The sequence below is a fragment of the Candidatus Symbiopectobacterium endolongispinus genome (assembly GCF_018777385.1).
In the GTDB taxonomy this organism is placed as follows: Bacteria; Pseudomonadota; Gammaproteobacteria; order Enterobacterales; family Enterobacteriaceae; genus Symbiopectobacterium; species Symbiopectobacterium endolongispinus.
On record NZ_JAFJYB010000006.1, the window covers coordinates 15,657 to 40,342 of the forward strand.

General features: G+C 53.6%; 16 protein-coding genes, 1 tRNA gene and 7 pseudogenes. 21 read left to right on the forward strand and 3 right to left on the reverse strand.

Annotation, left to right across the window (positions count from 1 at the left end; genetic code table 11):
• Window positions 1-36: 36 nt before the first annotated feature.
• The gene (gene ygfZ / locus JZM30_RS20225) at window positions 37-1,038 is read right to left on the reverse strand and encodes a tRNA-modifying protein YgfZ (RefSeq protein WP_252320974.1); all 1,002 of its coding nucleotides are present in this window, start codon (window positions 1,036-1,038) and stop codon (window positions 37-39) included.
• Window positions 1,039-1,298: 260 nt separating this feature from the next.
• Between ygfZ and sdhE the strand changes: the two genes are divergently transcribed.
• Both sdhE and JZM30_RS20235 read left to right on the forward strand, forming a co-directional pair.
• Complete coding sequence (gene sdhE / locus JZM30_RS20230) at window positions 1,299-1,565, forward strand: FAD assembly factor SdhE (RefSeq protein WP_252320975.1); 267 nt, start codon at window positions 1,299-1,301, stop codon at window positions 1,563-1,565.
• Window positions 1,546-1,977 carry a protein YgfX gene (locus JZM30_RS20235; RefSeq protein WP_252320977.1) on the forward strand — a complete coding sequence of 144 codons (432 nt, stop codon included), beginning with the start codon at window positions 1,546-1,548 and terminating at the stop codon, window positions 1,975-1,977. Before sdhE ends, JZM30_RS20235 begins: the two co-directional genes overlap by 20 nt.
• Before the next feature lie 59 nt (window positions 1,978-2,036).
• Here the strand turns inward: JZM30_RS20235 and fldB are convergent.
• Together fldB and JZM30_RS20245 are read right to left on the reverse strand one after the other, a co-directional pair.
• Window positions 2,037-2,556: pseudogene (gene fldB / locus JZM30_RS20240) on the reverse strand (flavodoxin FldB).
• Between the two features lie 306 nt (window positions 2,557-2,862).
• Window positions 2,863-3,982: pseudogene (locus tag JZM30_RS20245) on the reverse strand (MFS transporter).
• 316 nt (window positions 3,983-4,298) lie between these two features.
• Here JZM30_RS20245 and xerD point away from each other — a divergent pair.
• The 19 genes and pseudogenes from xerD (at window position 4,299) to arnT (ending at window position 24,681) form a co-directional block, all read left to right on the forward strand.
• Window positions 4,299-5,198 carry a site-specific tyrosine recombinase XerD gene (gene xerD / locus JZM30_RS20250; protein WP_252320979.1) on the forward strand — a complete coding sequence of 300 codons (900 nt, stop codon included), beginning with the start codon at window positions 4,299-4,301 and terminating at the stop codon, window positions 5,196-5,198.
• Between the two features lie 78 nt (window positions 5,199-5,276).
• On the forward strand, window positions 5,277-5,993 hold the full coding sequence (gene dsbC / locus JZM30_RS20255) for a bifunctional protein-disulfide isomerase/oxidoreductase DsbC (protein WP_252320981.1): 717 nt from the start codon (window positions 5,277-5,279) through the stop codon (window positions 5,991-5,993).
• Window positions 5,994-6,066: 73 nt separating this feature from the next.
• Complete coding sequence (gene recJ, locus JZM30_RS20260) at window positions 6,067-7,800, forward strand: single-stranded-DNA-specific exonuclease RecJ (RefSeq protein WP_252320983.1); 1,734 nt, start codon at window positions 6,067-6,069, stop codon at window positions 7,798-7,800.
• A gap of 125 nt (window positions 7,801-7,925) precedes the next feature.
• Window positions 7,926-9,024 (forward strand): peptide chain release factor 2 gene (gene prfB, locus JZM30_RS20265; RefSeq protein WP_252320985.1). Its coding sequence is split into 2 segments (ribosomal slippage): window positions 7,926-8,000 and window positions 8,002-9,024, totalling 1,098 coding nucleotides; the frame shifts between segments, so codons are not numbered across the junction.
• Window positions 9,025-9,032: 8 nt separating this feature from the next.
• A complete protein-coding gene (lysS, locus tag JZM30_RS20270; RefSeq protein WP_252320987.1) occupies window positions 9,033-10,550 on the forward strand; it encodes a lysine--tRNA ligase in 1,518 nt (505 codons plus the stop codon).
• 141 nt (window positions 10,551-10,691) lie between these two features.
• Window positions 10,692-10,847: a hypothetical protein gene (locus JZM30_RS20275; RefSeq protein ID WP_252320989.1), complete on the forward strand. Its 156-nt coding sequence runs from the start codon at window positions 10,692-10,694 to the stop codon at window positions 10,845-10,847.
• The gene (locus JZM30_RS24090) at window positions 10,847-11,455 is read left to right on the forward strand and encodes an AraC family transcriptional regulator (RefSeq protein WP_252320991.1); all 609 of its coding nucleotides are present in this window, start codon (window positions 10,847-10,849) and stop codon (window positions 11,453-11,455) included. Before JZM30_RS20275 ends, JZM30_RS24090 begins: the two co-directional genes overlap by 1 nt.
• A 67-nt stretch (window positions 11,456-11,522) precedes the next feature.
• A pseudogene (locus JZM30_RS20285) lies at window positions 11,523-12,206 on the forward strand (LysE family translocator).
• A gap of 82 nt (window positions 12,207-12,288) precedes the next feature.
• A tRNA-Gly gene (locus JZM30_RS20290) sits at window positions 12,289-12,362 on the forward strand.
• A 553-nt stretch (window positions 12,363-12,915) separates the two neighbouring features.
• A pseudogene (locus tag JZM30_RS20295) lies at window positions 12,916-15,231 on the forward strand (DMSO/selenate family reductase complex A subunit).
• A 13-nt stretch (window positions 15,232-15,244) separates the two neighbouring features.
• Complete coding sequence (locus tag JZM30_RS20300; RefSeq protein ID WP_252320993.1) at window positions 15,245-15,871, forward strand: DMSO/selenate family reductase complex B subunit; 627 nt, start codon at window positions 15,245-15,247, stop codon at window positions 15,869-15,871.
• Window positions 15,864-16,682, forward strand: a complete 819-nt coding sequence (locus JZM30_RS20305) for a dimethyl sulfoxide reductase anchor subunit family protein (RefSeq protein WP_252320995.1) — start codon at window positions 15,864-15,866, stop codon at window positions 16,680-16,682. Before JZM30_RS20300 ends, JZM30_RS20305 begins: the two co-directional genes overlap by 8 nt.
• Before the next feature lie 12 nt (window positions 16,683-16,694).
• Window positions 16,695-17,284, forward strand: a pseudogene (locus tag JZM30_RS20310) (TorD/DmsD family molecular chaperone); the annotation flags it as partial.
• A gap of 2 nt (window positions 17,285-17,286) precedes the next feature.
• Window positions 17,287-17,829 (forward strand): 4Fe-4S dicluster domain-containing protein, encoded by a 543-nt coding sequence (locus JZM30_RS20315; RefSeq protein ID WP_291830895.1) that lies wholly within the window; start codon window positions 17,287-17,289, stop codon window positions 17,827-17,829.
• 397 nt (window positions 17,830-18,226) lie between these two features.
• Window positions 18,227-19,366: a UDP-4-amino-4-deoxy-L-arabinose aminotransferase gene (gene arnB, locus JZM30_RS20320; RefSeq protein WP_252320999.1), complete on the forward strand. Its 1,140-nt coding sequence runs from the start codon at window positions 18,227-18,229 to the stop codon at window positions 19,364-19,366.
• 1 nt (window position 19,367) lies between these two features.
• Window positions 19,368-20,360, forward strand: a complete 993-nt coding sequence (arnC, locus tag JZM30_RS20325) for an undecaprenyl-phosphate 4-deoxy-4-formamido-L-arabinose transferase (protein ID WP_252321185.1) — start codon at window positions 19,368-19,370, stop codon at window positions 20,358-20,360.
• Window positions 20,357-22,248 (forward strand): annotated as a pseudogene (arnA, locus tag JZM30_RS20330) (bifunctional UDP-4-amino-4-deoxy-L-arabinose formyltransferase/UDP-glucuronic acid oxidase ArnA). Before arnC ends, arnA begins: the two are co-directional and overlap by 4 nt.
• Window positions 22,175-23,038, forward strand: a complete 864-nt coding sequence (gene arnD / locus JZM30_RS20335; protein ID WP_252321001.1) for a 4-deoxy-4-formamido-L-arabinose-phosphoundecaprenol deformylase — start codon at window positions 22,175-22,177, stop codon at window positions 23,036-23,038. The pseudogene arnA and the gene arnD overlap by 74 nt, the downstream one beginning before the upstream one ends.
• Window positions 23,035-24,681, forward strand: a pseudogene (gene arnT / locus JZM30_RS20340) (lipid IV(A) 4-amino-4-deoxy-L-arabinosyltransferase). Before arnD ends, arnT begins: the two are co-directional and overlap by 4 nt.
• The last annotated feature ends 5 nt before the right edge of the window (window positions 24,682-24,686 follow it).

The following is a 24,686-nucleotide window of genomic DNA, read 5'->3' on the forward strand; positions in this document are numbered from 1 at the left end:
TTCTTGATGAAACAGAAACGGTGCTCAGTGGTGAAATTATTCAAACAATGAATAAGGCAGTGGTTGTAGACTCAACTGACTTTCCGCTGCGTCGCGCACGCGCAATACGCTATCCGCTTCCAGATCGTTATTCAGTACCGCTTGCACCCAAAGTGTGCCATCGCTTAACTGGCTGGCGGCGAGTATCGTACCGGTGCGACGCCAGTTTTCACCCATTTTCAGTTCCAGGTCTTCGCCCGCTTCTGGCACGCGCGGTGAAGTACCAGCCAGCCAATAGAGTGCCCGCTTGTTGGCGCCGCGAAATTTTGCCCGCGCTACCATCTCCTGACCTGTGTAGCAGCCTTTATTAAAACTGATGCCGTTAAGTGCCTGTATATTCGTTGCTTGCGGGATGAACTGCGCGCTGTTTACGTTGTCAATAATCGGCAGTGCGGATTCAATATCCAGTGCCAGCCACTGTTGACTGTCGGCCCATTGCACGTTGTCTGCCAGTGTGGCACTCAGCGCGGCGACACCTTCGTCGTTCAGTACCAGAAGGAAACGCTCAGCAGGAAGGGCAAAATGCAGCAGTGTACCGAAGGGGTGGCTGACAACGAGATGCTCACTGTCCGGTAGTGCAGAGAAGACCTCGGCTAAACGTTCGCGTATAGTGCTTCCCGCAGCACCGATAAGCTGGAGATTGTCCTCTGCGGTGATAGTGGTTTTGGCAAAGACGGCGTATTTTTTTAACTCGTTTAACTGCGTATCACGCAGATTGCGACGTACCAGATAGGCGAAGCAATCGTTGTGGGCAAACAGACGCAGTGCGCTCCACATTTTGCCCTTGGCATCACAATGGCCGCAAAGTACATGTTGATCGGGGGCTAACGCATTAACATCGGCCGTCACCTGGCCTTGCAGGTAAGTGCGTGTGTCCGGACCGGTAAGTGTCACCAGTGCCCAGTCATCAAGTGCTATCAGCGTAGCGGGAAGCTGCGCCGAGGCCGTGATGGCGTTTGATTTAACCGTTTGTGCAGCAAAGGGAAGTGGGGTAGCCATGTAACCATCCTCGCGAAGGTTTGCGTTTGGCCTAATGGTAAAAGAGCTTGCCGGGTTTGCAAGCAGTTATTCGTGCCATTGCCCACATGATTTTCAGTTAGCATATTTGAAAGCGTTACTGAGCGTGTGCACGATCGATGACCTTCTGCGCGATACGCTGATATGCGCTAAAATATGTCAAAATGTTATATTTAGTTGAGTGTTTATCTAGACATCCGAGTTACACTACACGTTGGCGTCGATAAAAAGTAGGAAAAGCAATGAATATCGATAATAAGGCGCGAATTCACTGGGCGTGCCGCCGAGGAATGCGAGAGTTGGATATCGCCATCATGCCCTTTTTTGAACATGAGTATGATGTGCTAAACGATGATTATAAACGCGCGTTTGTGCGCTTATTGCAGTGCGATGACCCTGACTTGTTCAACTGGTTGATGAACCACGGTGAACCGGAAGATGGGGAACTGAAACGCATGATCTCTCTTATTCAGACGCGAAATAAAGATCGTGGCCATGTGGCGCTGTGATTTACGCGTCTCCTGGCGCATGCAGGTATTTTCTTTGCTGGTGCACGGGTTGTTGCTGCTGTTGATTCTGCTGGCACCGTGGCCGGACGGTTATGCGGTGCTTTGGCTATCGCTGATGACGCTGGTGGTGTTCGGGTTTATCCGTAGCCAGCGTAATATCAAAGCGCGTCATGGTGAAATCGTGTTGCAGGCTGAAGCGAACCTTGAGTGGCAGCATCATCGCTGGCGCATTATCCGCCGTCCTTGGATGTTGAAAAACGGCATCTTACTGTCGCTGCGGCGCAGTGACGGCAAACGACGACAGCGGCTCTGGCTGGCATCCGACAACATGGATAAGCAGGAATGGCGGCATTTGCGTCAGTTGTTGTTGGAGAGTAAAGCGTGGGCGGAAGAAAACCCGGACGTGCATTAGTTTCAGGTTCAGCCGGCAGCACGCTGCCGGCTGATGTCTATCGGGATATCTCCCGACGATTACAGCTGCTCTGCCATTTCCTGTAAAATCTGCTCGCACCACTGCTGCAAGCGCTCATCGCTCAGGTCATACTGATTCACTTCATCAAGCGCCAGCCCGACAAAGTGTTTTCCATCTGGTGTGAGCGGCTTGGTGGTGGTGAACTCATAGCCTTCGATGAGCCAATAGCCAATATAAGGTTGCGCCGCTCGCGGCCAACTGCTGATGCAACATACCGAGGGCATCAAGGAACCATTCACCGTAGCCTAGCTGGCCACCCATGCCATACAGCGCAACGATTTTTCCTTGTAGATTCAACGAGGATAGCTGTCCCCAAATGGCTTCCCAATCTTCCTGAATTTCACCGAAATCCCACGTTGGGATACCCAGAATCAGGAATTCATACTCTTCCATCTTATGCGGATCGACATCTTTTACGTTATGCAGGTCGACCAGCGATTCGCCCAAAATATCGCGAATCTTTTCCGCTGCCATCTCGGTATAGCAGGTGCTGGAGCCGTAGAACAAACCAATTTTCATATGCAATTGCAGCGTGTTAAACAAACTTGCCATTAGCCTAACCGAATCTTACAGCGAGGTATATATCCGTCATACTTCAAGTTGCAGGTGCGTTGGCCGCGTTCACTCACTGCTTTCCTGTCACTCGAATTATTTAGGGTATCGCTTTGTCATTCCCGCAAAGGCGGGAATCTCTTGCAGAAGAAACGCGTTTTTTCTCAGAGACATCCCCGGCTTTCGCCGAGGATTACGAGGAGTAAGGTGAGTTATCAGCAGACTGCTGGTGAAGGGTTACCCTTCACCCGTATTCACGCTTGCCTGTGAGGCTTAACCAAGCGTTTGGTGACGCGTTTCTTTGGCCAGCAATAATGCGATAAGCGTTAAAGATGCCATCGCAAACAGGTAAACGCCTACGTAGAACAGCCCGTAGTTGGCGGTCAGCCAGGCGGCGATATAAGGCGCAACCGATGCTCCCAGAATCGACGATACGTTATAGGAGAACGAGGCACCGGTATAACGCACTTCAGTGGGGAAAAGTTCAGGTAGCAACGCGCCCATCGGGCCGAAGGTTAAGCCCATCAGGCCCAGTCCCAGCACCAGAAACAGCATCACCAACGGTTGGCTGCCAGACCCTAACAGGGACGGGAACAGCATTGCGAACACCAGCATGCCGCAGGTAACGACGATCATGGTCTTACGGCGGCCATAGGCATCTGCCAGCAACCCGGCAACCGGGATCAGCAGACCAAAGGCGATAACCGCTACCATCAGCATCCACAGGAAGCTGTTACGCGAGAAACCCAGCCCTTTGGGGATTGGCGAGGTGCCAAAGGTCATGGAATAGACCGTCATGATGTAGAACAGCGTAGTAAGTGGCAAGCATGATGAGGGTGCCAAGAATGGTCGCTTTCAGATGCTTGCTCAACAGCGTTCCCAGCGGAATGCGGACTTTCTTGCCCGCTTCGATAGCTTTGGTAAACACGGGCGCTTCGTGCAGAGAGACGCGAACATACAGGCCGATCAAGACCAATACCGCAGAGGCAACGAAAGGTACGCGCCATCCCCAGGTCATGAATTGCTCTTCGCTTAACAACCAGGAGAGCAGTAGGCCGATCAGCACGGTAGAGATCCCCATGGTCAGCAGGGAAGCAACCAGTGTCACCTTACGGCCGACGCGGTCACCGAAGTGACCAAACAGCGCAGAACCGATCGGACGTGCTACAAAGGCAATGGCAAAGGTTGCGAGCGACTGTAGCGTCGCGGCGGTCGGATCGCCCTGCGGGAAGAAGATGTGCGGGAAAATCAGCACAGCGGCAGTGGCATAGATATAAAAATCGAAAAATTCGATCGCGGTTCCGATCAATGAAGCGACAACAACCTTACTGCGGGAGTTAACCGGGGCTGAGCCCGCCTCTGCATCGAGAGTGGACGTGATGGTGGCTTGCATAGGACTCTATTATCTTTTTTTATCGACAGAACTGTCATTCTAGTCACAGAAAAAAAGCATTTCAATGCTAGTCCAAAAAGCGCAAAAGCGGCTGCAGAGCCTGCTTTGGTGAGTTGCGCGATTGTAAATACTTCCTGTGATATAAGTTATGCTTTACCCTATTTTGTAGTGCGGAGCGGTGAATAATACAGCATAAAATAAATTTGCATAAAAAATCGGCGGCGCGAATTCAGGTGATGATCCTGCACCTTTTACCGTCACTTCGGGCATAATAACGTCAGGTTTACCCTGCACGCCGTACAGCGAGGAGAAGCGTATGCAAGCACAGGATCGGGCACACATCGAACAGTTTCTTGAAGCTATGTGGCTGGAACGAAACCTGGCTGACAACACGCTGACCTCTTACCGGCGAGATTTAACCGCACTGGCCGATTGGCTGGAGCGTGCTGACAGTGATTTATTGCAGGTGCAGGCGCTTGATCTGCAAGCTTATCTTGCCGAACGCGTGGAAGGGGGATACAAAGCGACCAGTTCGGCGCGTTTGCTGAGTGCCATGCGTCGCTTTTTTCAGTATTTATACCGGGAAAAACGGCGTAGTGACGACCCCAGCGCGGTATTGTCTTCTCCCAAATTGCCCCAGCGCTTGCCCAAAGATCTCAGCGAAGCGCAGGTGAGTGCGTTGTTGCAAGCGCCCTGTGTGGATGAACCGCTTGAGCTGCGCGATAAAGCTATGCTTGAGGTGCTTTATGCCGCGGGGCTACGCGTCTCGGAACTGGTGGGGCTGACCATTGCAGATGTCAGTTTACGCCAAGGCGTCGTGCGGGTGATTGGTAAAGGCAATAAAGAACGGCTGGTGCCGCTGGGGGAAGAGGCTATTTATTGGCTGGAGCGCTACCTCGAGCACGGCAGGCCCTGGCTGCTGAACGGACAAACGCTTGATGTGCTGTTTCCAAGCTCCAGGGCGCAGCAGATGACGCGCCAAACCTTTTGGCACCGTATCAAACACTATGCCGTGCTGGCATCCATTGACAGTGAGAAGCTTTCACCGCATGTTTTACGCCATGCATTCGCTACGCACTTGCTGAACCACGGGGCTGATTTGCGTGTCGTACAGATGTTGTTGGGGCATAGCGATCTTTCAACAACGCAAATTTATACGCACGTTGCCACTGAACGGCTGAAGCAGTTGCATCAACAGCATCATCCGCGCGCCTGACATTGCAGGCGACATAAGGGCCAGACGGCTAAACGCGTCCTTTACAGGCGGAATGCATCATGAACGGGACTGAATACGATGAAAAAAGGGCTAATGGCGCTTTCTTTACTGCTCGCGGCGACGAGTAGCGCAGTACACGCCGACGACGCGGCGATTAAACAGACACTGACCAAACTGGGCATTGAAAAGATGGATATCCAGCCTGCGTCCGTCGCTGGCCTTAAAACGGTGCTGACGGAAAGCGGCGTACTCTACGTAACGGAAGATGGTAAACATTTGCTGCAAGGGCCGCTCTACGCCGTGGATGGCGGCACGCCGGTGAACGTGACCAACCAGATTCTGAAAGGAAAACTGGATGCCTTGCAGGATCAAATGATCGTCTACAAAGCGGCGCAGGAAAAACATGTGATTACTGTTTTCACCGATATCACCTGCGGTTACTGCCACAAACTGCATGAGCAGATGAAAGACTATAACGATCTGGGTATTACCGTCCGTTATCTGGCTTTCCCGCGTCAGGGGCTGAATTCGCCGACGGAAAAAGACATGCAGTCTATCTGGTGCACCGCTAACCGTAACAAAGCGTATGACGCCGCGTCGCGCCGTGAGGCTATCTCCCCGGCAACCTGCAAGACCAATATCGGTGCGCATTATGAACTCGGTATTCAGTTCGGTGTGCAAGGTACGCCAGCGATCGTGCTGGAGGACGGCACCGTGGTTCCGGGTTATCAGGCACCGAAAGAGATGTTAGCCATGCTGAACGCGCATCGTGATGCGGCTAAGCCGGGCGCATAAATTGTCGTCAGGTTGCCCCATTAAAAGCGATAACGTGTAATGCACGCCGTCACGCAGTGGAATTGAAAATAAAGTGGAATTAAAAACCATACTCCGCCGGCGTCCGCTGGCGGAAGGCAGTGGGCTTCCCGCAACGCTTCCTCCGTTACTACGCCGTCTGTACGCGCAGCGCGGCGTCACCGGGGGCCAGGAATTGGATCGCAGCCTGCGCGGCCTGATCGATTATCGCCTGCTCTATGGCATTGACGACGCGGTAGTGTTGCTGCAACAGGCGCTGGCAGAACAACGGCGCATCGTCGTCGTCGGTGATTTTGACGCCGATGGCGCGACCAGCACCGCGCTTACCGTGCTGGCACTGCGCAGCATGGGCGGTAGCCAGGTGACCTATCTGGTGCCGAACCGTTTTGAAGATGGCTATGGCCTGAGCCCGGAAGTGGTGGTGCAGGCCGAGAAGCTGGGCGCAGAGCTGATCCTGACGGTGGATAACGGTATTTCATCCCATGCCGGCGTGGATGATGCGCACCAGCGTGGTATTCAGGTGTTGGTCACTGACCATCACCTGCCGGGGGAAACGTTGCCCGCCGCTGATGCGATAATTAACCCCAATTTGCGCGACTGTGCCTTTCCTTCTAAATCGCTGGCCGGCGTCGGCGTGGCGTTTTACCTGATGATGGCGCTGTTTGTGCGTCTGCGCGACAGCGGCTGGTTTAGCCAAAAAGGGTTGGCGGAACCAAAACTGGCGGAACTGCTCGATTTGGTGGCGCTAGGCACAGTGGCGGACGTGGTGCCACTCGATGCCAACAACCGTATTCTGGTATCGCAGGGGCTGAATCGCATTCGTGCCGGTAAATGTCGCCCTGGCATTCGCGCCTTGTTGGAAATCGCCAACCGCGATGCCAGTCAACTGGTAGCCAGCGATCTGGGCTTTGCGATTGGGCCACGCCTGAATGCGGCAGGGCGTTTGGATGATATGTCGATTGGCGTGGCGCTGCTGCTGTGCGATGACATCGTCGAAGCGCGGATGCAGGCGAGCGATCTGGATGCGCTCAATCTGGCGCGGCGTGAAATCGAGCAAGAGATGCAGGCGGAAGCCATGCAACTGTGCGAAAAGCTGGAACACAGCCTTGAACAACTGCCGCTGGGATTGGCGATGTGCCATCCCGAATGGCATCAGGGCGTGGTCGGTATTTTGGCATCACGGCTTAAAGAGCGTTTTCATCGACCAGTGATTGCGTTCGCACCGGCGGGAGAAGGGGTGCTCAAGGGGTCTGGCCGTTCAATACCCGGTCTGCACTTGCGTGATGCGTTGGAACGCCTGGATACTCGCTATCCGGGGCTGATGGTTAAGTTTGGCGGTCACGCGATGGCGGCTGGACTATCGCTGGAAGAACATCAGTTTGATACCTTCCGTGAGCGCTTTGGTGAACTGGTCGGCGAGTGGCTGGATGAATCGCATCTGGAAGGGGTTATCTGGTCGGACGGTGAACTGATACAAACCGAACTGAATCTGGTGACGGCAGAGATGCTGCGCGATGCCGGGCCGTGGGGACAAGCGTTTCCTGAACCCACGTTTGATGGGCGTTTTCGTATCTTGCAGCAGAAACTGTTGAAAGAGCGCCATCTGAAGCTGATGGTGGAGCCGGTTAACGGCGGGCCGCTGCTGGACGGTATCGCGTTTAATGTGGATACCCGTTGCTGGCCCGACAGCAGCATTTGTGAGGCGGAACTGGCCTACCGCCTTGAGGTTAACGAATTTCGCGGTAAACGCAGCGTGCAATTGTTGATACAGCATTTGTGGCCGGTGTAGCGAGTCATCGCTCGTAGGGGGGGAATTGCGCCAGATGGCTGTAAACCTGGCGTATATTCCGCTAGAATTGTTCGTTTATATCCATTTTTTCTCCGTCGTTTGACGGCTAACGTAAAACGCTAATCATGTTTGAAATTAATCCGGTAAAAAACCGCATTCAGGACCTGTCTGACCGGACAGCTGTTCTGAGGGGGTATCTTTGACTATGATGCCAAGAAAGAACGCCTGGAAGAAGTAAACGCCGAGCTGGAACAGCCCGACGTCTGGAATGAACCTGAGCGTGCACAAGCGCTGGGCAAAGAGCGCTCCTCGCTGGAAGCGATCGTCGATACCATCGATCAGATGACACAGGGACTGGAAGACGTTTCCGGCCTGCTCGAACTGGCGGTGGAAGAGGACGACGAAGAGACGTTCAACGACACCATCATTGAAGTGGACGCGCTGGAAGCCAAGCTGGCACAGCTCGAGTTCCGCCGCATGTTCTCCGGCGAATACGACAGCGCCGACTGCTACCTCGATATTCAATCCGGCTCCGGCGGCACGGAAGCGCAAGACTGGGCCAGTATGTTGCTGCGCATGTACCTGCGTTGGGCTGAGAGCAAAGGCTTTAAGACCGAAGTAATTGAAGAATCTGAAGGGGAAGTCGCGGGTCTCAAATCGGCTACCATCAAGATTATCGGTGACTACGCGTTTGGCTGGTTGCGCACCGAGACGGGCGTGCACCGTTTGGTGCGTAAGAGCCCGTTTGACTCCGGTGGTCGCCGTCATACTTCATTCAGTTCCGCGTTTGTGTATCCGGAAGTGGATGACGATATTGATATCGAAATCAACCCGGCAGATCTGCGTATTGACGTATATCGCGCCTCCGGTGCCGGTGGACAGCACGTTAACCGTACCGAATCTGCGGTGCGTATTACCCATATACCCACCAACATTGTTACCCAGTGTCAGAACGACCGTTCCCAGCACAAGAACAAAGATCAGGCGATGAAACAGCTGAAAGCGAAGCTGTACGAGTTTGAGATGCAAAAGAAAAACGCTGAGAAGCAGTTGCTGGAAGATAACAAGTCCGATATCGGTTGGGGCAGCCAGATTCGTTCCTACGTACTGGATGATTCCCGAATCAAAGACCTGCGCACCGGGGTGGAAACGCGTAATACCCAGGCTGTGCTGGATGGCGATCTGGACCGATTTATTGAAGCAAGTTTAAAAGCGGGGTTATAACAAGTCACATGGCTGAGTCACAATCACAGGGTGCCGATCAGGCGCTAGATCTGAACAACGAATTGAAAGCGCGCCGCGAAAAGCTCTCGGCGCTGCGTGAACACGGTATCGCTTTTCCTAATGATTTCCGCCGTGATTCCACCTCTGATGCGCTGCACGCGGCTTACGACGATAAAGAAAACGAAGAACTGGAAGCACTAGGCATTGAAGTGGTTGTGGCGGGTCGTATGATGACGCGCCGCATAATGGGTAAAGCCTCGTTCGTGACGTTACAGGATGTGGGTGGCAGCATTCAGCTGTACGTGGCGCGTGACGATCTGGCGGAAGGCATCTACAACGAACAGTTCAAAAAATGGGATCTGGGCGATATTCTGGGCGCGCGCGGCAAGGTGTTCAAAACCAAGACCGGTGAGCTTTCCATCCATTGTACTGAACTGCGTTTGCTGACCAAGGCGCTGCGCCAGCTGCCGGACAAATTCCACGGTCTGGCGGATCAGGAAACCCGTTATCGCCAACGCTATCTGGATCTGATCGCCAACGACGAATCGCGCAATACGTTCCGCGTGCGTTCGCAGATCATGTCTGGTATCCGCCGTTTCATGGTGGAGCGCGGGTTTATGGAAGTTGAAACCCCGATGATGCAGGTGATCCCCGGCGGTGCTTCCGCGCGTCCTTTTGTGACTCACCATAATGCGCTGGATATTGACATGTATCTGCGTATTGCGCCGGAACTGTACCTGAAGCGTCTGGTGGTTGGTGGTTTTGAACGCGTGTTCGAAATCAACCGTAACTTCCGTAACGAAGGGGTTTCGCCGCGTCACAACCCGGAATTTACCATGATGGAGCTTTATATGGCCTATGCCGATTATAAAGATCTCATCGAGTTGACCGAGAGCCTGTTCCGTACCCTGACGCAAGACGTGCTGGGCAGCACCACAGTGCCTTACGGCGATCAAACGTTTGATTTTGGTAAACCGTTTGAGAAGCTGACCATGCGCGAGGCTATCTGCAAATATCGTCCGGAAACCAACGTGGCGGATCTGGACGATTTCGATAAAGCGTCTGCCATTGCAACGTCTCTGGGGATCAAGATCGAAAAAGGCTGGGGTCTGGGCCGTATCGTGACCGAGATCTTCGAAGAAACCGCAGAAGCGAATCTGATCCAACCGACCTTTATCACCGAATATCCAGCGGAAGTTTCACCGTTGGCGCGTCGTAATGATGAAAACCCGGAAATCACTGATCGTTTCGAGTTCTTCATCGGTGGACGTGAAATTGGTAACGGCTTCTCCGAGTTGAACGACGCAGAAGATCAGGCAGAGCGCTTTGCCGATCAGGTACGCGCAAAGGATGCGGGCGACGACGAAGCTATGTTCTACGACGAAGACTACGTCACCGCGTTGGAACACGGTCTGCCGCCAACGGCGGGCCTGGGCATTGGCATCGACCGTATGGTGATGCTGTTTACCAACAGCCACACCATTCGTGACGTGATTCTGTTCCCGGCGATGCGTCCGCAGAAGTAAACGTCTTCGAACGACTGACGCATAATGAACCCCATGCTTGCATGGGGTTTTTTTTATCCGTTGTCATCCCACGAGCCATGCTGGTAAATCCACAGAGAAAAATGCTACCGTCACTCTTCTGTTTCGGGTGGAAGTGGCTCCATGATCACCTATCGTGATGGCTGGTTTGAACTGGCGTTGTTAGAAAATACCGGCGGATTTCCCCGCCATACCCATGATGAATATGTGATTAGCGCCAATCTTAACGGCGTGGAGTCTGGCTGGATGGCAACACTTTTGATGTCGATCCCCAGATAGTGACCGCCTACAATCCGCATCAGCTACAAAGCGGTGATAACAGCGATGGTCGCTGGCAATGTGCTTCGCTCTACGTACAACCCGGCGCCTTTGAGCATTTCTTTGGTCGTGTCTTTCGGTTTGCACAAGGCGTGCAACAGGCTCCCGTTCTGGCACAACAGTTGAAACTATTGGCAAACCCCAGCGATGAGCAGAGCGATGGCACGATGTATCAGGAGCGGCTGGTGCTGCTATTGGCAGCATTGATGGACAACGATATGGGCAGCCCTGCGCCGTTGAAGATGGTCAGCGAGGGCAGCAGGGTAAAACGCATCAAGGCGCGTTTGCTCGATTGCCTGGCAGAACCGCCCAATCTGGATACGTTGGCGCGCGATGAACACATCACCGTGGCGCATCTGGTGCGTAGCTTTCATAAGGAAGCCGTTATGCCGCCGCTGGCCTGGCTGATGCAGCGCCGTATTGGCAAAGCGCGTGAGCTGCTGCGTCAGGGCATGAGCATCAGTGAGGTTGCCCTTAGTCTGGGTTTTGCCGATCAGGCACACTTCACCAAAACCTTCAACCGCTTTAACGCCATGACGCCGGGGCGTTTTCAGCGTATCAATTTCTGACAATACGTCCTGTCATCGACCCCGTAAACTTGCGTTCATTATTGATGTCTGCGGAGCTGTGGCGGTTATGTTGTTAGTGGTGCTTAATGGTATTTTGCTTTCCCTCTCGCTGTGCCTGGATTTGGGGATGGTGAATACGGCGATCATTAACCGAGGGATGCGTGATGGGCCGCGCGCCGCGTTTATGATTGGCTTTGGTTCCTGTTTTGGCGATCTGGTTTACTCGGCACTTTCTGCGTTTGGTTTAGCGGTTATCTTTACTACGCTGCCGGTACGCTGGGCGCTGTGGATTGGCGGCGGTGCCATTCTGCTATGGATGACCTGGAACATGGCGAGCATGGCCTGGCGTGATTATCAGACGCAACGATTAGCGCCTGTGGACGCGGATGTGATTGATCTTCCAGCAGTAACAAAACGGTTTCGCGGCTACGATTTTCTGAGCGGCATGGGGATGGCGCTGGCATCACCGACCGCGCTGCTGTGGTTTGCAGCGATTGGCGGCTCGATTATCGCGCAGTCAACGGACGGCTCAACGCTGATGGTGAGCGTATTTCTCAGCGGTTTCTTTATCGGTGGATTACTGTGGGCGCTGTTCCTGGCAGGTATGATTAAGTTTGGCTGACAGGCGCTACAAGGGCGGCTGACCTTTTACTGCTATGTCATCTCGGCACTGCTGTTTGCCTATTTTTCTGTGCAAGTCATCTATCACGGTTACCAAACGCTGCTGATCCCGCTGACTCTGGCTGACTGATTGCTCAATACGCCACCACTTTCGCCGGGTTTTTGCTTGCCAGGCAAGCGGATAGCGCTATAATGCCCAACGCACACCTGATGCGAGTGTAGTTCAATGGTAGAACGAGAGCTTCCCAAGCTCTATACGAGGGTTCGATTCCTTTCACTCGCTCCAAACACACTTCTCGCAATGCCTAGCAGAGTCAACTAAACCCAGATACCACAATCCTTTCACCAAATTCTGATTATCTCGCCGTCTGCTTCCTTCTATCCAAATCTATGTGTTGATATGTGTAGTACCCTTGCTTTAGCCAATTGCCGCAGGCTGATGTACATACTTTCCCGTATTTCCCCGATAACGTCTCCGGGAGGAACTTGAGATTGTTTCATTTAACCTGCTGATTTTATGTGTAAATGAGAGGAGGGCTGTTTTTTGCTCTTCAAGGTAAATATCTTTTATAAATTCTGTGTGGTGATATTTTTATTTACTTATATATAGATAAAATACTATTCACAAATAGCGATAAATCTCATTATCATTACCTGCATTTTTGCAAAAAAGCAGCATTTAAAACCAAAAACGTTATATATTTAAGTAAATAACGACGTTTCACGATCACATTTCTACCCTTTCGTGGGTAATAGGCCTTACCCGCTTGATCGATATCAATCCCAAATTATTAGCAAGCCTTTATGGTTAGCAGGGTAAGCAAAGTGGGATAATAATCATGAAGAAAATTATTGAAGACCTTTTACACCAGGAAATATCTCGTCGGGACGCGGTGATCGATGCCGCGAAAATCGGCTCGGCGGTGGCGATTACCAGTGCCATCACCTTGCCGTTTTCTGCCAATGCCCAGCCGGCGGTGGTCCCAACCGGCGTGGTGAACGACAATGAAACCGTTCGTCACAGCGCGTGTTTGGTTAACTGTGGCAGTCGCTGTCCGTTGAAGGTGATTGTGAAGGACGATCGCATCGTGCGTATCGAGCCGGAAGATGCCAAAGATGACAGCGTGTTCGGTGAACACCAGATCCGCCCTTGTTTGCGCGGGCGTTCTAACCGCTGGCGCGTTTACAGCCCGGATCGTATCAAATACCCGATGAAGCGTGTAGGTAAACGCGGTGAAGGCAAATTCAAACGCATCAGTTGGGAAGAGGCGACCGCGTTTGTCGCCTCGGAAATGAAGCGCATTGCTGAGAAATATGGCAATGAGGCGATCTACTACAACTACCAATCCGGTGCCTATTACCACAATCAGGGAACGCACGCGTGGAAACGCCTGCTGAACCTGACAGGCGGCTACCTGAACTATCACAACACCTACTCTACCGCGCAAATCGCGACTGCCACGCCGTATACGCACGGCACCCATGTTGGCAGCCACTTTACGCAAATTGCCCATTCCGATCTGGTGGTGTTTTTTGGCCTCAACCTGTCGGAAACCCGTATGTCCGGCGGCGGACAGGTGGAGGAACTGCGTCGTGCGTTAGAAAAATCTCAGGCTCGCGTGGTGATCATCGATCCGCGTTACACCGATTCCGTTATCAACCAGCATGCAGAGTGGTTAGCGATTCGCTCAACCACCGATGCGGCATTGGTCGCGGGGTTGGCTCACACCCTGATTAGCGAAAACCTGATCGATGAAGCGTTGGTCAACCGTTATAGCGTCGGGTTTGATGCCAGCACGTTGCCCGCGTCTGCGGCACCGAATGCCAGCTACAAGGATTATATTCTGGGAACCGGGCCAGATGGCATTGCCAAAACGCCTGAATGGGCGGCGAACGTCACTGGCATTCCAGCGGTGCGCATTCGTCAATTAGCGCGGGAAATCGCGGGTGCGCGCGCCTGCTATATCGGCCAGGGCTGGGGGCCGCATCGCCACGCCAACGGTGAGCAAACTGTGCGCACTATCCAGACGTTGCCAGCGCTTACTGGTCACTTTGGGTTGCAGGGCACCAACAACGGTAACTGGCCTTATGGCACACCTTACGGTGTTCCAACCTTGCCGGTGGGCAGCAACCCGATCAAAACTTCGATCCCTTGCTATCTTTGGACGGATGCCATCCTTAATCCCGAAAAAATGACGGCCACGACCATGGGCGTGAAAGGCGCGGATAAGCTGCGCGTCGGCATTAAAATGGTGGTCAATCAGGCAGGGCAGGCGCTGTTGAACCAGCACGGTGATATCAACCGCACGCGTAAAATTCTGGCGGATGACACCCTGTGTGAAACCATCGTAGTGATTGATAACCACATCACACCTAGCGCCAAATTTGCTGATATCTTGCTGCCGGAAACCAGCTATCTGGAAGCGGAAGATCTGGTTGATAGCTCGTATTCAAAGGGCTCGCACAACTACATGATTGCTATCCAGAAAACCATCACGCCGATGTGGGAAGTGCGTAGTACCTACGACATCTGTGCCCGATATTGCTGGTCATCTCGGACTGAAAGAGCAATTTACCGAAGGCCGCACGCAGGCGCAGTGGGGTCGAAAAACATTACCAACAGGTGAAAGAGAAACGCACTTACTTGCCGGAATGGTCGGTTGCGAAAGAGAAGGGCGTTATCGATCAACAGATCGCGACGGAAAAACAGAGCATTGCCTTCCTGGATTTCCGGACAGACCCGCAGGCCAATCCGCTGAAAACAACGTCAGGCAAGATTGAGAACTATTCCGAAGCGCTAGCCAAACTGGCTCAAACCTGGACGTTACCGGAAGGTGATCGTATCCCTGCAATTCCTGCATGAAGCCGTGCCGGATGAAGTCTGGATCAACCCGATCGATACGGTGGAGCGCCGACTGAAATCTGGCGATCGTGTGCGTGTATTCAACGATCGAGGCGTGGTAGAAATCCCATGCAAAGTCATACAGCGCATTCTCCCTGGCGTTGCCGCTATGCCGCAGGGGGCCTGGACGCGCCTTGATAGCGCGGGCGTCGATGTTGGCGGGTGCATTAACACCCTGACCTCCCAGGATCCTTCGCCGCTGGCGAAAGGTAATCCGCAACACACCAACCTGGTTGAGATTCAGCGCGCTTAAGGGGAAATGACTGATGACACAATATGGCTTTTACGTTGACTCCTCGCGCTGTTCGGGCTGCAAAACCTGTCAGGTCAGTTGCAAGGATAATAAAGATTTGGATCTTGGCCCGAAGCTGCGCCGTGTCTATGAGTACGGTGGTGGCAATTGGGTAAAAGAGGGCGAGTCCTGGCAAAACGACACCTACAGCTACTACCTGTCGATTGCCTGTAACCACTGTGACGATCCAACCTGTTTGGCCGGTTGTCCAACCGGTGCCATGCACAAGCGCAAAGAGGATGGGCTAGTGCTGGTGGATGAGAACGTGTGCGTTGGCTGCCGTTACTGTGAGATGCGTTGCCCCTATGGTGCGCCGCAGTTTGATGCGCACGCCAAGGTAATGCGCAAATGTGACGGCTGCCTGGATCGGTTGCAGAAAAATCTGCGTCCGATCTGTGTCGATTCCTGTCCGCAGCGCGCGCTGGATTTTGGGCCCATTGATGAACTGCGTGCCAAATACGGCAGCGAAAACGAGATCGCACCGTTACCCTCTGCGTCGCTGACGCTCCCGAATCTGATCGTCAAACTGCACCCGAAAGCGCGGCCGAGCGGCGATAAAGATGGTGCTATTCAAAACTTGCAGGGGGTGCGCCATGCATGAGTTGCCTTTGGTATTTTTTACCGTGCTCACGCAGAGTGCGGTGGGGGCGTTTATCCTGCTGTTGGTGGCGGGGATGCTAAAACAGGTGGAGGCGCGGCCGTTAGCGATTGGCCTGTTTGCTGCAATGTGTCTGTTTGGTCTGGCCCTGCCGATCGCGGGGCTGCATCTCGGGCAGCCACTGCGTGCCATGAACGTGCTGCTGCGCGCCTGGCACTCGCCGATGAGCAACGAAATCGTGCTTTCGTCGCTGTTTTGCGCGTTTGGCGGTCTCGGAGCGCTGGGGTTGCTGCTTAATCGCGGCGCACAACGCCTGTTCAGTGCGCTGACCTGGATCGTTGCCGTGGTGGGTGTGCTGTTCTTGTTGGCTATCCCGCGCATTTATCAGTTGCCGACCGTGACGACCTGGAACACCAACTACACGCTGTTTATGATGTTGCTGACGCCGATGATCGGTGGCGGTGCGCTGGCGGCGGTATTGGGGGCGCGCCGCATTGGACTGGCCGTTAGCGTATTGGTTACGCTGGCGAGCTTCTGCCTTCGTCCTGGCTACATGGCAACCTTGATGAGCGCAGACAGTGCGCTGACCAGTGCACAGCTAGCCTGGTTTAGTGCGCAGGCTATCCTGCTCGCTGTGGGCATCGTGGGGGCGATGGTACATGTTCGTTATAAAACCGGACGCTCACTGTTGGTGGCCTGTGCGCTGGTAGTGATTGTCGCTGAGCTGGCGGGCCGTGTCGCGTTCTATAACCTGTGGACGTTGCCGATGTATGCCGTGCCGCCCTGTATGCTATTGCACAGGGCGGCATCCTAAGGGGAGAGCCCGATGTCATCTATTATAGCCGTGTTGCCACGTTTTTTGGGCGCACTCTTTTACTATCCGCCGACACACCCCGATGTGCAGGCTATCGTGGCGAGTTTATCTGCGCTGCCTACGCTGTGTCCTTGGGCAGAACGCACCGAAATAAGCGCTGTGTCAGCACTGGCCAGTGCCTGACGCAGAAGCGTTTATATGGCAATACTCGGTACTGTTCGAAGGGCAGGGAGAGATGTTTGCGCCGCCCTGGGCGTCGGTCTATCTGGAAAACGACAATCTGCTAATGGGAGAAAGTACGGTACGCTATCATGCTTTCCTACACCAGCACGGACTGTCGTTTACCGGTGCGCAGCAGGAACCGGAGGATCAGTTCGGATTGATGCTGCTGGCGCTCGCTGCGTTGTTGGAACAAGAGAAAGAGCAGGCTGCACACGCTGTTGGAAACGTATTTGCTGCCCTGGAGCGATCGCTATCTGGAACGCTTGCAGCAAAATCCCTACAGCCCGTTCTATGCCCAACTGGCCGCCGTGACCCGCTTACTACTACAGGGGATGCAGCGTCATTATGGGTTGCAGCCCGAAACACCACGGATGTTTTTCTGGTGGAAAAGGATGAGCGCTACTATCGCGGATATTTGTCTCATCGCTACGTCAGTCGGCGCGGGTTGTTCCGCGCCTTTCTTAATGCTTCGCACCAGCATGAGCCGCTATCCGATAACACTCAACCACGTGCGCCACTTCCTACCGGTGCGCTGCCTGCACCACAGTTTTATCAACAGTGTGACCGTTGCCAACAGTGCGTTAATGCTTGCCCAATGGGGGTGCTGATCGTCAATGAAGAAGGTTATCCGCAGTTGGCTATTGAATACGCCAGTTGCGATGGCTGTCAGTCATGCATCAAGCATTGCCCATCGGGAGCGCTATTGCCGCAGGCACACTTTGATAACGGATTACGTCCGGCGATCGGCACTCCCTGTATCAGTCAGCAACGCCATTGCCGCAGTTGCATCGATACTTGCCCGAGTCAGGCGCTTTCTCTCGGTGAGCGTGGCTTGCCTGATGTAGACGGCGCGCGCTGTCATGGCTGTGGAGAATGCTTGATTCAGTGTGAAACTCAGGCAATTTCATTGACCCCATTGGCTTAAATAACGCCTGAATATCGACCCCGCCATACCGTCATTTGCACAGTTATAATGTGATTTTTATTTTTGAACGTCATGTTATTGTGACGCTAATGGCTATTATTGATTTTCAAATAAAACATAAATGAATATATAAAATAAGAAGAGCCGATTGAACTTTTAATTGAATGGTTTAATTAAACGTATTTTAAACACAATTCCGATGAGGCGTGTTCAGGATGTTAATCTGAGTTATTTTAATAATGCGTACCTGTATCATTATTTGTAATGGCTAAAAAACAGGACTCGACTATATTTATCAGCCAACTTTTTTCTTATTTCCTTCTGCGAGGTAATAGAAAATAAGGCGGTGAAATCATGATGTTTTTTACGTTTGTTATTTTATCACCAGGATATTGCCATGCTTGATTTTTTACCTTTTTCTCGCCCTTCTTTGGGAGAGAAAGAGATTGCTGCCGTGAATACGGTCATGTTATCCGGGTGGATCACTTCAGGGCCAAAAAATCAGCAACTGGAAGCTGCTTTTTGTGCATTGACCGGCAACAAGTACGCCATTGCTGTCAGTTCCGCGACGGGCGGGATGCACGTAACCTTGATGGCGCTAGATATTTCCCCTGGCGATGAAGTTATTACCCCCTCGCTGACCTGGGTTTCAACCCTCAACATGGTTGTCTTGCTTGGCGCTGTGCCGGTGATGGTAGACGTCGATCGCGATACATTGATGGTCACGCCGGAGGCCATTGCTGCGGCTATCACGCCCCGCACCCGCGCCATTATTCCCGTGCATTACGCCGGCGCACCCGCCGATATGGACGCGATTCGCGCTGTCGGGCACCGTCACAGTATCCCCGTTATTGAAGATGCGGCACATGCCGTTGGGGCCGAGTATCGCGGAGCCCCTGTCGGAGCGAAAGGCACTGCGATTTTCTCTTTTCACGCCATCAAAAATATGACCTGCGCCGAGGGCGGACTGGTGGTCACCGATGATGACCAGCTTGCCGAGCGTATCCGCAGCCTTAAATTTCACGGCCTTGGCGTGAATGCTTATGACAGACTTGCACAGGGACGTGCACCGCAGGCAGAAGTGATAACACCGGGGTACAAATACAATCTCAGTGATATCCATGCCGCGATTGCGTTAGCGCAATTTGGCAAGCTGGCGAACGTTAACCAGCGGCGCCAGGAGATTGCGCAACGCTATTTATCGGCGCTTGCCGATACGCCACTACTGCCATTACGTCAGCCTAAATGGCCCCATCACCACGCTTGGCACCTGTTTATTTTGCGTGTGGATGCTGAACGCTGCGGTATTTCACGCGATGCGTTAATGGCTGCACTGCAAGCGCGATGGATTGGCACCGGCCTGCATTTTCGCGCCGTCCATACCCAGAAATATTACCGTGAGCGTTTCCCCGCACTTGAACTTCCTCATACGGAGTGGAACAGCGAACGCCTGTTATCCATTCCCATGTTTCCGGATATTACTTATGACGACACATCACGCGTTATCGATGCGCTGCGCGAACTTGCCTGCGGTTGATATGTTCACCTTTCCTTTGATAAAAAAAGTCTCCGTTGTCATCCCGGTATTCAACGAGCAAGAGAGCCTGCCCGCCCTGATTCAGCGCACGGTGGCTACCTGTGAGACGTTGAGTAAGGACTATGAGATTGTACTGGTTGATGATGGCAGCAATGACAACTCAGCGCGACTGATGGTGCAATCCAGCGAAATGCCAGATAGCCACGTGATAGCCGTATTGCTTAACCGGAATTACGGTCAGCATGCTGCGATCATGGCAGGATTTAGCCATGCCACGGGCGATTTAATTATTACGCTGGATGCCGATCTCCAGAATCCGCCGGAAGAGATCCCGCGTCTGGTGGCAAAAGCCGATGAAGGCTATGACGTGGTGGGCACGGTGCGTCAAAACCGTCAGGATAGCCTATTTCGCAAAATGTCATCGCGCCTGATAAACCGTTTTATCCAGCGTACCACTGGCAAGGTCATGGGCGATTATGGCTGTATGCTGCGCGCTTATCGGCGCCATATCGTCGATGCCATGTTGACCTGCCACGAACGCAGCACCTTTATCCCTATCCTTGCCAATATCTTCGCGCGTAAGGCTACGGAGATTCCTGTCGAGCACGCTGAACGCCTGCACGGTGATTCCAAGTACAGCGTGATCAGTTTGATCAGCCTGATGTATGACCTGGTGACCTGCCTGACCACGACGCCTTTACGTCTGCTCAGCGTGATAGGTAGCGCCATCGCGCTCTTAGGATTCTTTCTGACCTTTGTGCTGGTGGTGTTGCGTCTGGTATTTGGTCCTGAATGGGCGGCCGAGGGTGTTTTCATGCTGTTTGCCTTTCTGTTCAGTTTTGTCGGCGCGCAGTTCGTGGGGATGGGGATACTCGGTGAATATATTGGCCGTATTTACAACGACGTGCGTGCTCGCCCTCGTTATTTTGTGCAACGCGTCGTTAAGGGTGAGACCCGCAAAGACGAGACTCACCAAGAGAGTAATGTGAAATGAATACCGTTGTTTTTGCTTACCATGATATGGGATGCGTTTGCATCAATGCCTTACTGGCCTCTGGCTATCGTATCAGTGCTATTTTCACCCATGCGGATACGCCCGGTGAAAATCCTTTTTTTTTGGCTCAGTGGCTCGTATTGCCGCCAGAACGGGTATTCCTGTCTATACACCGGAAGACGTGAACCACCCGCTGTGGCGTGAACGCATTCGCGCGCTCGCACCGCAGGCCATTTTTTCTTTCTATTACCGCCGCGTGCTGAGTGATGCGATTTTGCAGTGCGCACCCTTAGGGGCGTTTAACCTACATGGCTCGCTATTGCCGCAATACCGTGGCCGCGCACCGCTGAATTGGGTATTGGTTAACGGAGAGACGCAGACGGGCGTCACGCTGCATCGCATGACGTCAGAACCCGATGCGGGCCCGATTATCGCGCAACAGCGGGTCGATATCGCACCGGATGACGATGCCACTGGTTTGCACCATAAACTGTGCGAATGTGCAGACAGTCTGTTACGCGATATCCTGCCAGTGATTAAATCAGGTAACTATCCGCAACAGGAGCAGGATCACGCACAGGCCAGCTATGCCACCCGGCGAACCCCTGAGGCAGGGCGGATGGACTGGTCGCGGCCCGCGCATGAATTGCACAACCTGGTGCGTGCAGTCACGGATCCGTGGCCGGGCGCGTTTTGTTATGCCGGTGCGACACGCTTGACGGTGTGGTCCTCGCGTTTGCGACAGGATTTCCCTTGCGCGCCGAGTGGAACAGTGTTGTCGGTTTCACCATTGGTGGTTGCCTGCGGCAGCGATGCGCTGGAGATTGTGACCGGTCAGAGTGACAATAGCGTGTTTATGGCGGGTGCACAACTGGCACAAACCGTAGGCATGGTGGAAGGGGCTAGGCTGAATGCCTGCTTGCCGTGCCAACCCAAGCGCGTGCGGGTGTTGATCCTTGGGGTAAACGGTTTTATCGGCAACCACCTGACGGAACGGTTGCTACAAGATGAAAATTACGAAGTCTACGGCCTGGATATCGGTTCCGATGTGATTGCCCGTTTCCTGCTTAACCAGCGTTTTCACTTTGTTGAAGGGGATATCACCATCCACTCGGAGTGGATTGAGTATCACATCAAGAAATGTGATATCATTCTACCGCTGGTTTCTATTGCCACGCCGATTGAATACACGTGTAATCCGCTGCGGGTGTTTGAGCTGGATTTCGAAGAGAACCTGAAAATCGTGCGTAGCTGCGTCAAACACCAGAAGCGCATCATCTTCCCTTCCACTTCTGAAGTGTACGGGATGTGCAGCGATAAGGTGTTCGATGAAGATCGTTCATCGCTGGTGGTTGGGCCTATTAACAAACAGCGTTGGATCTATTCGGTATCAAAGCAACTGCTAGATCGGGTGATCTTGGCATACGGCGAGAAGCAGGGGCTGCGTTTTACGCTGTTCCGCCCTTTCAACTGGATGGGACCACAGCTTGATAGCCTGGGCGCCGCCCGGATCGGCAGTTCGCGTGCCATTACGCAATTGATCCTGAATCTGGTGGAAGGATCGCCCATCAAGCTGATTGATGGCGGTGAACAGAAGCGCTGTTTTACCGATATCAACGACGGCATCGAGGCGTTATTCCGCATCATTGAAAATCGTGACAACGCCTGTGACGGGCGAATTATCAATATCGGTAACCCGAAAAACGAGGCCAGCATCCGCGAGCTCGCAGAGATGTTGCTCGAAAGTTTTGAGCGTCATCCGCTTCGGCACATGTATCCGCCGTTTGCTGGCATGTGCGTGGTGGAGAGTGGGTATGCCGCGCCTACTGGAGACGTTGGAGCAACATGGGATTCAGGCAAGCGTCTTTTTCAGCGTTGGGCCAGATAATATGGGGCGTCACTTTTGGCGTCTGGTCAAACCGGCTTTTTTGTGGAAGATGCTGCGCTCCAAGGTGGTTTCGTTGTATGGCTGGGACATCCTGCTGGCGGGGACTGTCTGGCCAGGCCGTTTGATTGGGCGCGGTAATGCGGACGTCATGCGACAAACGGCGCGTACCCACGAGGTGGGGCTTCATGCCTGGGATCACTTTGCCTGGCAAACCTGGGCGGGCATTTGGAACCCAGTACAGTTACATCGCCATATTGCGCTGGGCAAGACCGCACTGGAGGATCTGCTGGGCCAGGCCGTCACCTGCTCCGCCGTGGCTGGATGGCTGGCGGATCAGCGTGTCATTGAGGCTAAGCAGTGCTTTGGTTTCCGCTACAACAACGATTGTCGCGGCAGCACACCATTTCGGCCTCGTCTGGCAGATGGCACATTAGGTACCGTTCATATTCCGGTTTCACTGCCCACCTGGGATGAGGTTATCGGCTCCACCGTGCAACCACAGCAGTTCAATCGCTATTTGCTCAACGCCATGCACAGCGCGCGAGGGACACCGGCGTATACCGTGCACGCTGAGGTGGAGGGCATCGCCTTCCAGCGGGAATTTTCGGCGTTGCTCTCCATGGCGCATCTTGAAGGACTTCAGTTTTGTCCTCTGGGGGCGTTGCTTCCTGAATTCGAGGCAGATTTGCCCGTTGGGCACGTTGTGCGCCACGCCATTGACGGGCGGGAAGGATGGTTAGGCTGTCAACAGTGGCTGAATAGCCAACACGATCAGGTCGGTCTGTCATGAAAGCAGTAACTTACACGCTCGCATTGGTCGCTTTGTGGGCACTCTACTACGTTATTCCTATTGAATACCGCTTGCTCTGGTAGCCGGATGAAACCCGCTATGCAGAAATCAGCCGTGGCTTGCTGGCCTCGGGGGATTGGGCGGTGCCGCGATTTTTAGGTATTCGCTACTTTGAAAAACCAATAGCGGGTTACTGGATCAACAATCTCGGTCAATGGCTTTTTGGTCATTCCAACTTTGCGGTGCGTGCGGGAGCCATATTCTCCTCGTTGCTGACCGCCTGTCTGGTCGCGTGGCTCTCCTGGCGGATCTGGCGGGACAAACGTACTGCGCTGCTGGCGGCGGTAATCTACCTTTCCTGCTTGCTGGTCTACGGTGTCGGGACTTACGCTGTGCTCGATCTTATGCTCGCGCTGTGGCTCTCGCTCGCCATGTGCAGTTTCTGGTATGCCGCTGAATCCGAGTCCGTGGGCAAAAAGGCCATTGGGTATCTGGTGCTGGGGATGGCTTGCGGCATGGGGGTGATGGCCAAAGGCTTTTTGGCGCTGGCGGTACCTGTTATTAGCGTGCTGCCGTGGGTGGCAGAAAAGAAACAGTGGAAATCGCTGTTGATGTATGGGCCGTTGGCCGTGTTAAGTGCGGCGGCGGTGACATTGCCTTGGGCGCTAACCATAGCAGAGCGTGAACCAACGTTATGGCACTACTTTTTTTGGGTAGAGCATATCCAGCGTTTTGCGGAGGAAGGCGCACAGCACCGGGCACCGTTTTGGTATTACCTGCCGCTGTTTCTGCTGGGCGCGTTACCCTGGCTGGGGTTCCTACCCGTAGCGTTGCGCCAGGGGTGGTGAGACAGGAAAACGAACAGCTGTCTGATCTATTTGCTGGGTTGGACTCTCATGCCGCTGCTGTTTTTCAGCCTCGCGAAAGGAAAATTACTGACTTATATATTGCCCTGTTAAGCGTTGCTGGCTCATCATGTGCTGGGTGCTGCCCGCGAGGGTGCCAAGGCGCTGCGCGCCAACGCACTTATCAATATGCTGTTTGGTGTTATAGGGCTGCTGGCTGTGGTGCTGGTTTTGGCACCTCATCGGTTTGCGAGCTATCCGCTCTACACACCGCAGGAATATGGCAAGATGCTGGCGGCAGCGGTGATATTTCTCTCCTGGGCGTTGATCGGGAGACTGTCGCTTGTGCAACCGCGTAATCGCTGGGCCTGCGCGGCGCTGTGCCCGCTGGCATTGGCGCTGCTGGTGGGCGCTGCCATTCCCGATCGTGTAGAGAATGCCAAACAGCCGCAGGCGATGATTGAGCCGGCTCATGCGCAACTGCAAGCGAGCCACTATGTGCTGTCCAACAGCGTAGGGGTTGCCTCGGCTATTGCCTGGGAGTTGCAGCGCGACGATATTTTTCTCTATAGCCGTCGCGGTGAGCTGGCCTGGGGGTTGGCGTTTGAGGACAGCGCAGAACGGTTTGTTTCTGAGGACGCCTTCCCTGGCTGGCTCGCGGCTCACCGTCAACAAGGCAATATTACGCTGATGCTACTGCTGGAAGATGACGACAGGACGACGATACATGCGTTGCCAACGCCGGACTGTGTCTATCAGCAAGGACGCTTTGCCGTTGTCGAGTATCACGCGCAGTGAGTGCA

Coding starts and splice junctions, on each gene's coding strand:
- ygfZ (WP_252320974.1), bottom strand. CDS start 1,038: ATGGCTACCCCACTTCCCTTTGCTGCACAAACGGTTAAATCAAACGCC.
- lysS (WP_252320987.1), top strand. CDS start 9,033: ATGGCTGAGTCACAATCACAGGGTGCCGATCAGGCGCTAGATCTGAAC.
- sdhE (WP_252320975.1), top strand. CDS start 1,299: ATGAATATCGATAATAAGGCGCGAATTCACTGGGCGTGCCGCCGAGGA.
- arnC (WP_252321185.1), top strand. CDS start 19,368: ATGTTCACCTTTCCTTTGATAAAAAAAGTCTCCGTTGTCATCCCGGTA.
- arnB (WP_252320999.1), top strand. CDS start 18,227: ATGCTTGATTTTTTACCTTTTTCTCGCCCTTCTTTGGGAGAGAAAGAG.
- JZM30_RS20275 (WP_252320989.1), top strand. CDS start 10,692: ATGATCACCTATCGTGATGGCTGGTTTGAACTGGCGTTGTTAGAAAAT.
- xerD (WP_252320979.1), top strand. CDS start 4,299: ATGCAAGCACAGGATCGGGCACACATCGAACAGTTTCTTGAAGCTATG.
- JZM30_RS20300 (WP_252320993.1), top strand. CDS start 15,245: ATGACACAATATGGCTTTTACGTTGACTCCTCGCGCTGTTCGGGCTGC.
- dsbC (WP_252320981.1), top strand. CDS start 5,277: ATGAAAAAAGGGCTAATGGCGCTTTCTTTACTGCTCGCGGCGACGAGT.
- arnD (WP_252321001.1), top strand. CDS start 22,175: ATGCCGCGCCTACTGGAGACGTTGGAGCAACATGGGATTCAGGCAAGC.
- JZM30_RS20305 (WP_252320995.1), top strand. CDS start 15,864: ATGCATGAGTTGCCTTTGGTATTTTTTACCGTGCTCACGCAGAGTGCG.